10 protein-coding genes and 2 pseudogenes are annotated in these 6909 nt (G+C 72.8%); 5 read left to right on the forward strand and 7 right to left on the reverse strand.

All coding sequences use genetic code 11. From position 1 onward, the window contains the following. Together JWP64_RS08700 and JWP64_RS08705 are read left to right on the forward strand one after the other, a co-directional pair. A pseudogene (locus JWP64_RS08700) lies at positions 1–240 on the forward strand (AMP-binding protein); the annotation flags it as partial. Further along, positions 239–358 (forward strand): annotated as a pseudogene (locus tag JWP64_RS08705) (4-hydroxyphenyl-beta-ketoacyl-CoA hydrolase); the annotation flags it as partial. The pseudogenes JWP64_RS08700 and JWP64_RS08705, both read left to right, overlap by 2 nt. A gap of 16 nt (positions 359–374) precedes the next feature. Here JWP64_RS08705 and JWP64_RS08710 read toward each other — a convergent pair. The 4 genes from JWP64_RS08710 to JWP64_RS08725 form a co-directional block, all read right to left on the reverse strand. After that, positions 375–728, reverse strand: a complete 354-nt coding sequence (locus JWP64_RS08710) for a DUF1636 family protein (protein WP_297494310.1) — start codon at positions 726–728, stop codon at positions 375–377. A gap of 83 nt (positions 729–811) precedes the next feature. Continuing rightward, positions 812–2107, reverse strand: a complete 1296-nt coding sequence (locus JWP64_RS08715) for an amidohydrolase family protein (RefSeq protein ID WP_297494313.1) — start codon at positions 2105–2107, stop codon at positions 812–814. A gap of 64 nt (positions 2108–2171) precedes the next feature. Beyond that, positions 2172–2933: an alpha/beta hydrolase gene (locus JWP64_RS08720; protein WP_297494316.1), complete on the reverse strand. Its 762-nt coding sequence runs from the start codon at positions 2931–2933 to the stop codon at positions 2172–2174. Positions 2934–2945: 12 nt separating this feature from the next. Then, a complete protein-coding gene (locus JWP64_RS08725) occupies positions 2946–3830 on the reverse strand; it encodes a fumarylacetoacetate hydrolase family protein (RefSeq protein WP_297494318.1) in 885 nt (294 codons plus the stop codon). Positions 3831–3977: 147 nt separating this feature from the next. Here JWP64_RS08725 and JWP64_RS08730 point away from each other — a divergent pair, with 147 nt between their 5' ends. Both JWP64_RS08730 and JWP64_RS08735 read left to right on the forward strand, forming a co-directional pair. Next, positions 3978–4640: a FadR/GntR family transcriptional regulator gene (locus JWP64_RS08730; protein ID WP_297494321.1), complete on the forward strand. Its 663-nt coding sequence runs from the start codon at positions 3978–3980 to the stop codon at positions 4638–4640. 58 nt (positions 4641–4698) lie between these two features. Continuing rightward, positions 4699–4938, forward strand: coding sequence for a hypothetical protein (locus JWP64_RS08735; protein ID WP_297494325.1), 240 nt, complete (start codon positions 4699–4701; stop codon positions 4936–4938). Positions 4939–4972: 34 nt separating this feature from the next. On the opposite strand, the gene JWP64_RS08740 is transcribed toward JWP64_RS08735, so the two are convergent. Genes JWP64_RS08740 through JWP64_RS08750 form a run of 3 tightly spaced genes read right to left on the reverse strand, consistent with a single transcriptional unit; the run spans position 4973 to position 6275 of the window. Then, the gene (locus tag JWP64_RS08740) at positions 4973–5341 is read right to left on the reverse strand and encodes a nuclear transport factor 2 family protein (protein ID WP_297494328.1); all 369 of its coding nucleotides are present in this window, start codon (positions 5339–5341) and stop codon (positions 4973–4975) included. Then, on the reverse strand, positions 5338–5910 hold the full coding sequence (locus JWP64_RS08745) for a TIGR03086 family metal-binding protein (protein ID WP_297494331.1): 573 nt from the start codon (positions 5908–5910) through the stop codon (positions 5338–5340). The genes JWP64_RS08740 and JWP64_RS08745 overlap by 4 nt, the downstream gene beginning before the upstream one ends. Positions 5911–5915: 5 nt before the next feature. Beyond that, complete coding sequence (locus JWP64_RS08750; protein ID WP_297494334.1) at positions 5916–6275, reverse strand: cupin domain-containing protein; 360 nt, start codon at positions 6273–6275, stop codon at positions 5916–5918. 91 nt (positions 6276–6366) lie between these two features. Here JWP64_RS08750 and JWP64_RS08755 point away from each other — a divergent pair. Continuing rightward, a partial coding sequence (locus JWP64_RS08755) for a BTAD domain-containing putative transcriptional regulator (RefSeq protein ID WP_297494336.1) occupies positions 6367–6909 on the forward strand: 543 nt, incomplete at its 3' end.

Genomic DNA, 6909 nt, shown 5'->3' on the forward strand with positions numbered 1-6909 from the left:
GTCGGGCGAGGCGACCGGGTCGTGGCCTACCTGCCGAACATCCCGGAGACCGTGGTCGCATCCCTGGCCACGGCCAGCCTCGGCGCGATCTGGGCGAGCTGCGCCCCGGAGTTCGGCGCGCGCTCGGTGATCGACCGCTTCGCGCAGGTCGAGCCCCGGGTTCTGCTGACCGTCTCCGGTCACCGCTACGGAGCCAAGGACGTCGACCGCCGCGCCGAGGTCGCCGAGATCCGCTCCGGACCAGCCAATCATCACCCCGGATCGCTGGCTCGCCGACTTCGCGAAGCTCGAGATCAAGGACGAGGTCAGGCCGTTGATCCTCAAGGACAACGCCGTCCGGATGCTCGGGCTGAGCTGAGCGCCGCGGGCGATGCTCAGCCCGGGAGCGGCCGGCGTTTGAAGGTGACGCTGCTGAGCCGCCCGGCCAGGCCGGCGGGGACCTCCCAGTCTCCGGGAGCGCCGGTGGGGCAGGCGTCGTGCGCGACGGCGGCCTCGGCGACCGCGCCGGCGTCGCCCGCGTCGAGCCCGACGAACCGCACCCGGGCCTTCCCCGGGCCGTCGACGGCGACGACACCGTCCTCGGGGCAGCCACCGAGACACTGCACGTTGCGCACCGCGATGCCGGCACCGGGCGCGTCCCGGGCGAGCGCCTTCGTCAGGGCCCGGCCGAAGTCGCCGGTGCGGCGGCTGTCGTAGCGGGGGCAGGTGCGGCAGATCAACAGGGTCATCGACGGTTCCCGAGGAGGCGCGAACCGCCCGGCACGGAGCGTGCCGGGCGGTTCGGGTGGCCGGTGGTCGGCGGGTGCAAAGATCAGGCGTGCGCGGCGGCCCGGTTGCGGTCGACGTTCCCGGGGTTCTCCGGGGTCTCCGCCGGGACGTCGCTCGCCTCCTTGTGGAACGTGCCGTCCTTCATGATGTAGTTGATCTTCTCGGTGTCCTGCAGGACGGTGATGTCCGCGAGCGGGTCGCCGTCGACCAGGATCAGGTCCGCCAGGTAGCCGGGCTGGACCTTCCCGAGCTCGTCGGGGCGCAGCATGATCTCCCCGCCCCAGGCGGTCGCGGCGATGATCGCCTCCATGGGGGTGAAGCCCAGGAGCTCGACGAAGTGCTCCAGGTCGCGGGCGTAGGTGCCGTGCGGGGTCCAGGCGAACCCGTAGTCGCCACCGGGAAGGATCTTCACGCCCCGGCGGTGCATCTCGCGCAGGCCCTCGATCGCGGTCTCGAGCTCCTTCTTGTAGCCCACGGCCTCGGCGGCCTCCTGCGGGAAGCCGAAGGACTCCGCCTCGTAGAGCGTCGCGACGAGCCAGTTGATCCCCGGCGCGACGAACACCCAGTCCTTGTTGGCCTCGAGCATGTCCATGCCCTCGGCGTCAGTGAAGCTGGCGTGGTAGATGATGTCGACCTTGTTCCGGACGCACATCTTCACGCTCTCCGCGCTGCGGGCGTGGGCGCAGACCCGCTTCCCGCGGCGGTGTGCCTCGGTGACCGCGGCCGCGGTCTCCTCGTCGGAGAAGTAGGTGTCCTCCGCGCGCTGGGTGCCGGTGATCTCCTCGCCGGTCATCGACAGCTTGATCTGGTCGACGCCGATCCCGATCAGCTCGCGGACGGCCTTGCGCATGCCCTCCGGGCCGTCGGCGAACCTGGTGATCGACGGGATCAGTGCACCGCCGGTGACGGCGATCTCGGGGCCGTTGGCGAGGTAGCGCGGGCCGGGGAACCGGCCGGCGTGGATCGCGTCCCGGCAGACGACGTCGAGGCGCTCCTTCGCCGAGGCGGCGCCGAGGCACATGGTGTAGCCGGAGTCGAGGTAGGTCCTGGCGGACTCCAGGCAGAACAGCAGGTGCTCCTCGACGGGCAGGGTGCCCAGGCCGTCGAGGTCGGCCGAGTTGTTCCAGGAGAAGTGGGTGTGCGCGTCGCACAGGCCGGACATCAGGGTCCGGCCGCGGCCCTCGACGACGCGGGCGCCCTGCGCGCGGGCCGGGTCGACGGTGCCGACGGCGGCGATCCGGTCGTTCTCGACCAGCACGTCCCCGCGGTAGGGGTCCGCGCCGGTGGAGTCCAGGATGCTGACGTCGCGGAACAGGGTCTTCTCGGGTGTCACGGGCACGGTGGCCGCTCCTCTTCGCTGAGGGCCGGCACCGGCCGAGGACGGCCGGCACCGGATGCTGGGTCTAGAAGAACTTGAGCAGGTGGTCGGTCACCGGGCCGGCAGCCTCGACGGCCGTCCAGTGCCCGATCCCGGGCACGATCTCGACGGTGGCGGAGCCGTGGGCCTCGGCCAGCTCGGTGCTGGCCTCGGGCGGGCCCACCTTGTCCTCGTCACCGGTGATCAGCAGCAGCGGCAGGTTCGGGGCCACCGGGCCGGGGTCACCCGCCGCGGCGAGCGCCTCGCAGTTGCGGGCGTAGCCCTCGGCGTCCTGGCGCATGACCAGCTCGCGGACGAACGCGGCCACCTCCGGCTTGTCCCGGCGGGTGCCCTCGGACAGGGCGTTCGCGACGACGCCGGGGGCGACGGCGGCGGTTCCCTTCTCCCGCAGCACGGCGGCCCGGTCGCGCTGGGCCTGCCGTCCCACTTCCGTCGGTTCGCGGACCGCGCCGAGCAGGGCGAGCGCGGACACCTTTCCCGGGTACTTCGCGGCGAACGTGCGGACCACGAGGGTTCCCATCGAGTGGCCCACCACCCCGGCCGAGGCGATCCCGAGCTCGTCGAGCACCGCGGCCAGGTCGTCGGCGTGGGACTCGACGCTGATCCCGTCGGCGTTCGCCGAGCGCCCGGCGCCGGCCGAGTCGACCCGGATCACGGTGTGGCTCCCGGCGAGGGCGTCGGCTTGGCACTGGTAGAAGTTCGAGGTGCCGCCGAGGCCGTGCACGAGCAGGACCGCGGGGCCCTCACCCTCGACCTCGACCGCCAGTTCCTTACCGTTGACGTACATTCGCGTCCCTTCTCAGGCGATCCGGTTGCGCTGCGAGCCGAGGCCGGTGATCGAGACCTCGACGACGTCGCCGCTGACCATGAACTTCGGCGGGTCGAACCCGATCCCGACGCCCGCGGGGGTGCCGGTGGCGATCAGGTCTCCGGGCAGCAGGGTGATCCCGGCCGACAGCGTCGCGATCAGCTCGGGGATGTCGAAGATGAGGTCCTTCACCGGGGCGGACTGCCGCGGCTCGCCGTTGACGACGCTCTGCACCTGCAGCGACGTCACGTCGTCGATCTCGTCGGCGGACACGGCGTAGGGCCCCATCGGGGCGTGGGTGTCGAGGGACTTCCCGATCAGCCACTGCTTGTGCTTGCGCTGCAGGTCCCGGGCGGTGAAGTCGTTGACGATCGTGTAGCCCCACACGTGGTCGTAGGCGTCCGCGCGGCTGATCCCGCGCCCGCCCCGGCCGATGATCACCCCGAGCTCGGCCTCGTAGTCCAGCTCGGAGGTGACGTCGACGTGCGGCTCGATGTCGTCGAACGGCCCGTTGACCGAGGTCGTCGCCTTGGAGAACACGACCGGGAACTCCGGCAGGGCCTCGGAGCGGTCGGCCTGGTCGTAGCCGCTGCGGCCGAACTCCACGACGTGCTCGCGGTAGTTCTTGCCGACGCAGAAGAGGTCGCGCCGCGGCACCGGGATCGGCGCGTGCAGGCGGACGGAGTCCAGTGCGTGCCGCGGCTGCCCGGCGGCCTCGCGCTCCAACACCGGACCGAGATCGGCCCAGCGCTCGATCACCTCGAGTACGCCGGCGCCGGCCGGGAGGAGCGCACTGACGTCGTGGACGACGCCCGCGTCGGGGTCCGCCACGCCGACCAGCTGCGCCGACCCGGCGGAGAAGGTCACCAGCTTCATCGCTGCACCAATCTGAACCAATAGAACCAATACTGCCGGACGTGAACGTACGCTGCCCGTCTCGCCCTGTCGAGGGGCATGAACGTCGGCTTCAGCAGATCGTTGATTGGTCTGGATTGGTTACGCCGCTGCGGCTACTGTGGTCGCATGATGGCGGTGGAACAGTCGCTGCGCAGCCTCCTCGCGGAAGGCGCCCAGGCCGGGACCTTCGGCCCGGGCTCGAAGCTGCCCACCGAACGAGCCCTGGTCGAGCAGCTCGCCGCGCCGCGCAGCGCGATCCGGCGCGCGCTGGACGTGCTCGAGCGCGACGGGCTGGTCATCCGCCACGTCGGCCGGGGGACGTTCCTCACCGAGGCGGTGCTCCAGCCCGTCGAGGGCGCTCCCGCGAACACGAGCCCGGCGGAGATCATGCAGGTCCGCCTGCTCCTCGAGCCGCAGGTCGCCACCCTCGCCGCCCGGGTCGCGACGCAGGCGGACCTCGACCGCATCACCGAGTGCCTCGACGCCGGCGGCGGCAGCGAGGACTTCGAGGGCTTCGAGGCCTGGGACGCCCGGCTGCACCGCGCCATCGCCCAGGCCGCGCACAACGGGCTGCTCATGAACATGTTCGACGTGCTCAACACCGCCCGGGCGCTTCCGGTGTGGGGCACGCTGAAGCGCCGGACGTCCACCCCGGAGCTACGCCGCTGTTACCACGGCGAGCACACCGCGATCGTCGACGCGCTGCGCGACCGCGATCCCGCCGGGGCCGGCGAGGCGATGCGGACCCACCTGGAGAACGTATCGGACAACCTCCTCGGGCGGCACTGAGGCGAGCCGGCCCGGCATCGAGAGGAGTGGGGTCCCGTCGCGGCGGGTACCCGCAGCCATGCTCATCACAGCCGACCGGCTCCGGGAGTTGTTCGACTCCGAGCTGCCGGACCCGCAGCTCGCCGTCGTCGAGGGGCAGGCCCGCGTGGTGCCCGGCACGACGAACGAGGACCAGGGCCTCGTCGTCGCGTCCCGCAGCGACCTGCTCGACCAGCACGGCGGGACGGCGCCGTCGGGCGAGGTGCTCGAACAGCTCGCCGTCACCCTCGACACCACCGTCGGCACCCTCGGCGCCTGACCCGCCTGCGCCGACGCCCGGGGGTGAGACGGGTTCACCCCTTGACGTAGGCGAGCTTCTCGGCGACCAGACCGTCGCGGACGGTGAACACGTCGACTCCCCGCACGTGCCCGTCCCCCCACGCGTAGCGCCAGCGCGCCACCACCCGGTCGCCGGCGGCGATCACCTCCTCGGTGCTGAACGCCCCGTCCGGCGACCCGGTGAACAGGGCCGCCCACGCCGCCCGCACGGCGTCCGCGCCGACGTGGCGGGTGCCGTCGGGCGGGGACGTGTCCTCGAAGACGCAGTCGGGCGTCATCGCGGCCATGATCGCGTCAACGTCCTGGGCGTCGAAGGCCTTCTGGAAGTGGGCGACGGCGTCGAGGGTGTGCTGCGCCGACGACCTGCTCGCGGTCTCGCTCACGGCTGCCTCCCGAACCGGCCGAGCAGCTGGGCCTGCGGCCCGGCGTCCGCCGCCACGTCGATGCGCGGTCCGATCACGCCCGCCTCGCGGTACAGGGCCTCCGGGCCGTCGAACCAGTGCAGGACGGCGGCCACGGCGTCCTCGTCGAGGGTCACCTCGGCGCCGAGGGCCCGGGCGAGGTCCCAGGTGTGCACGAGGTGGTCGGCGGCGAGCTGCATCGCGTACTCGCGGCCGGGATGCGCCCCGAACGACAGGTGCACGGTCCCCTCCACGGCGCCCTCGGCGCGGACGGCGACGAGCGCCGCGGCGGCGGCCTCGCCGACCGTGGCCGGCGGGTCGGCGCCGAGGAGGTCGCCGTCCAGGCGGTCCCCGACGTCGTCGATCGTCGCGCCGCCGAACAGCAGCGGCGTCCAGCGCTCCTCGTTGACCAGATGGTTGACCAGGGCCCGGACGTCCCAGCCCGGCAGCGGGGTGGGATCGGCCCAGCGGTCGCCGACCTCGCCCACGCGCTCGACGAACCCGGCGCTGCACCGGGCGTAGAGGCCGCGGACGTCCACAGTGGCGAGCACGGCGCTCAGCCCTTCGCGTAGTCGGAGGCGCCCCACCAGTCCACGACCACGACCGGGTCGTCGCCGACGACCCATGCGTCGTGGCCGGAAGGCAGCGCGGTGACCTGCCCCGAGGTGGCGTCGAACTCCTCGCCGTCGGCGGTGCGGACCCTCAGCGTCCCGGAGACGTGGTACTGGAAGTGCGGCGCCTCGCACAGCTCGGTGCCCGCGGCGGGCTTCACGTCGACGGACCACCGCCAGCCCGGTGCCAGGGTGAGCCGGCCGATGTCCACGCCGCCGATGCGCAGTAGATCGAGCCGGCCGTTCGGGAACTCCCGCGTCTCGGTGGGATCGGCGAAGTCCTGCTGCTCGTAGAGATGGCCCATGATGTCCTCCTCGGTGTACTCGTCGTGCCGACCGGGACGACGGTAGGAATCCGACCTTGCGGTTCGATGGCGGTCGAGGACGATGGCCGCCATGCCGGGCGTCCGTCTGCAGCTGCTCGGGCGGTTCCAGGTCCGCCTGGACGGCGAGGAGGTGCCGCCCGCGGCGTTCGGCGGCCGCAAGGTGCGCCTGCTCCTGCGGGTGCTCGCCGTCCGGCGGCCCGACCTGGTGCCGCACGAGGTGCTCGCCGACGCGTTGTGGCCCGACCGGCTCCCCGCCGATCCCGCCGCGAACCTCGGCGTCCTGGTCAACCGGGCCCGGAGGGCGGTCGGCGGCGCCCCGGTGATCGTCACCGGCACCGGTGGCTACGCGTTGGGCGACGACTGCACCGTCGATGTCACGGAATTCCTGGCGGCGGTCGCCCACGCCCGCGCAGCCGGCGACCATCGGTCCGCGCTGCGCGCCGCGTCGACGGCGCTGGAGCTGTGGGGCGAGCCGCTCCCGGAGGACACCTACGCGGAGTGGTCCGGCGAGCCGCGAGAGCGGCTGCACCGGGCCCGGGTCGAGGCCGGCGAACTCGCGGCCCGCGCGGCGCTCGCCCTCGGCGACCCGCGGGGCGCGGCGAGCTGGGCGGCC

The sequence above is a fragment of the Pseudonocardia sp. genome (genome assembly GCF_025465255.1).
Taxonomy (GTDB): domain Bacteria; phylum Actinomycetota; class Actinomycetes; order Mycobacteriales; family Pseudonocardiaceae; genus Pseudonocardia.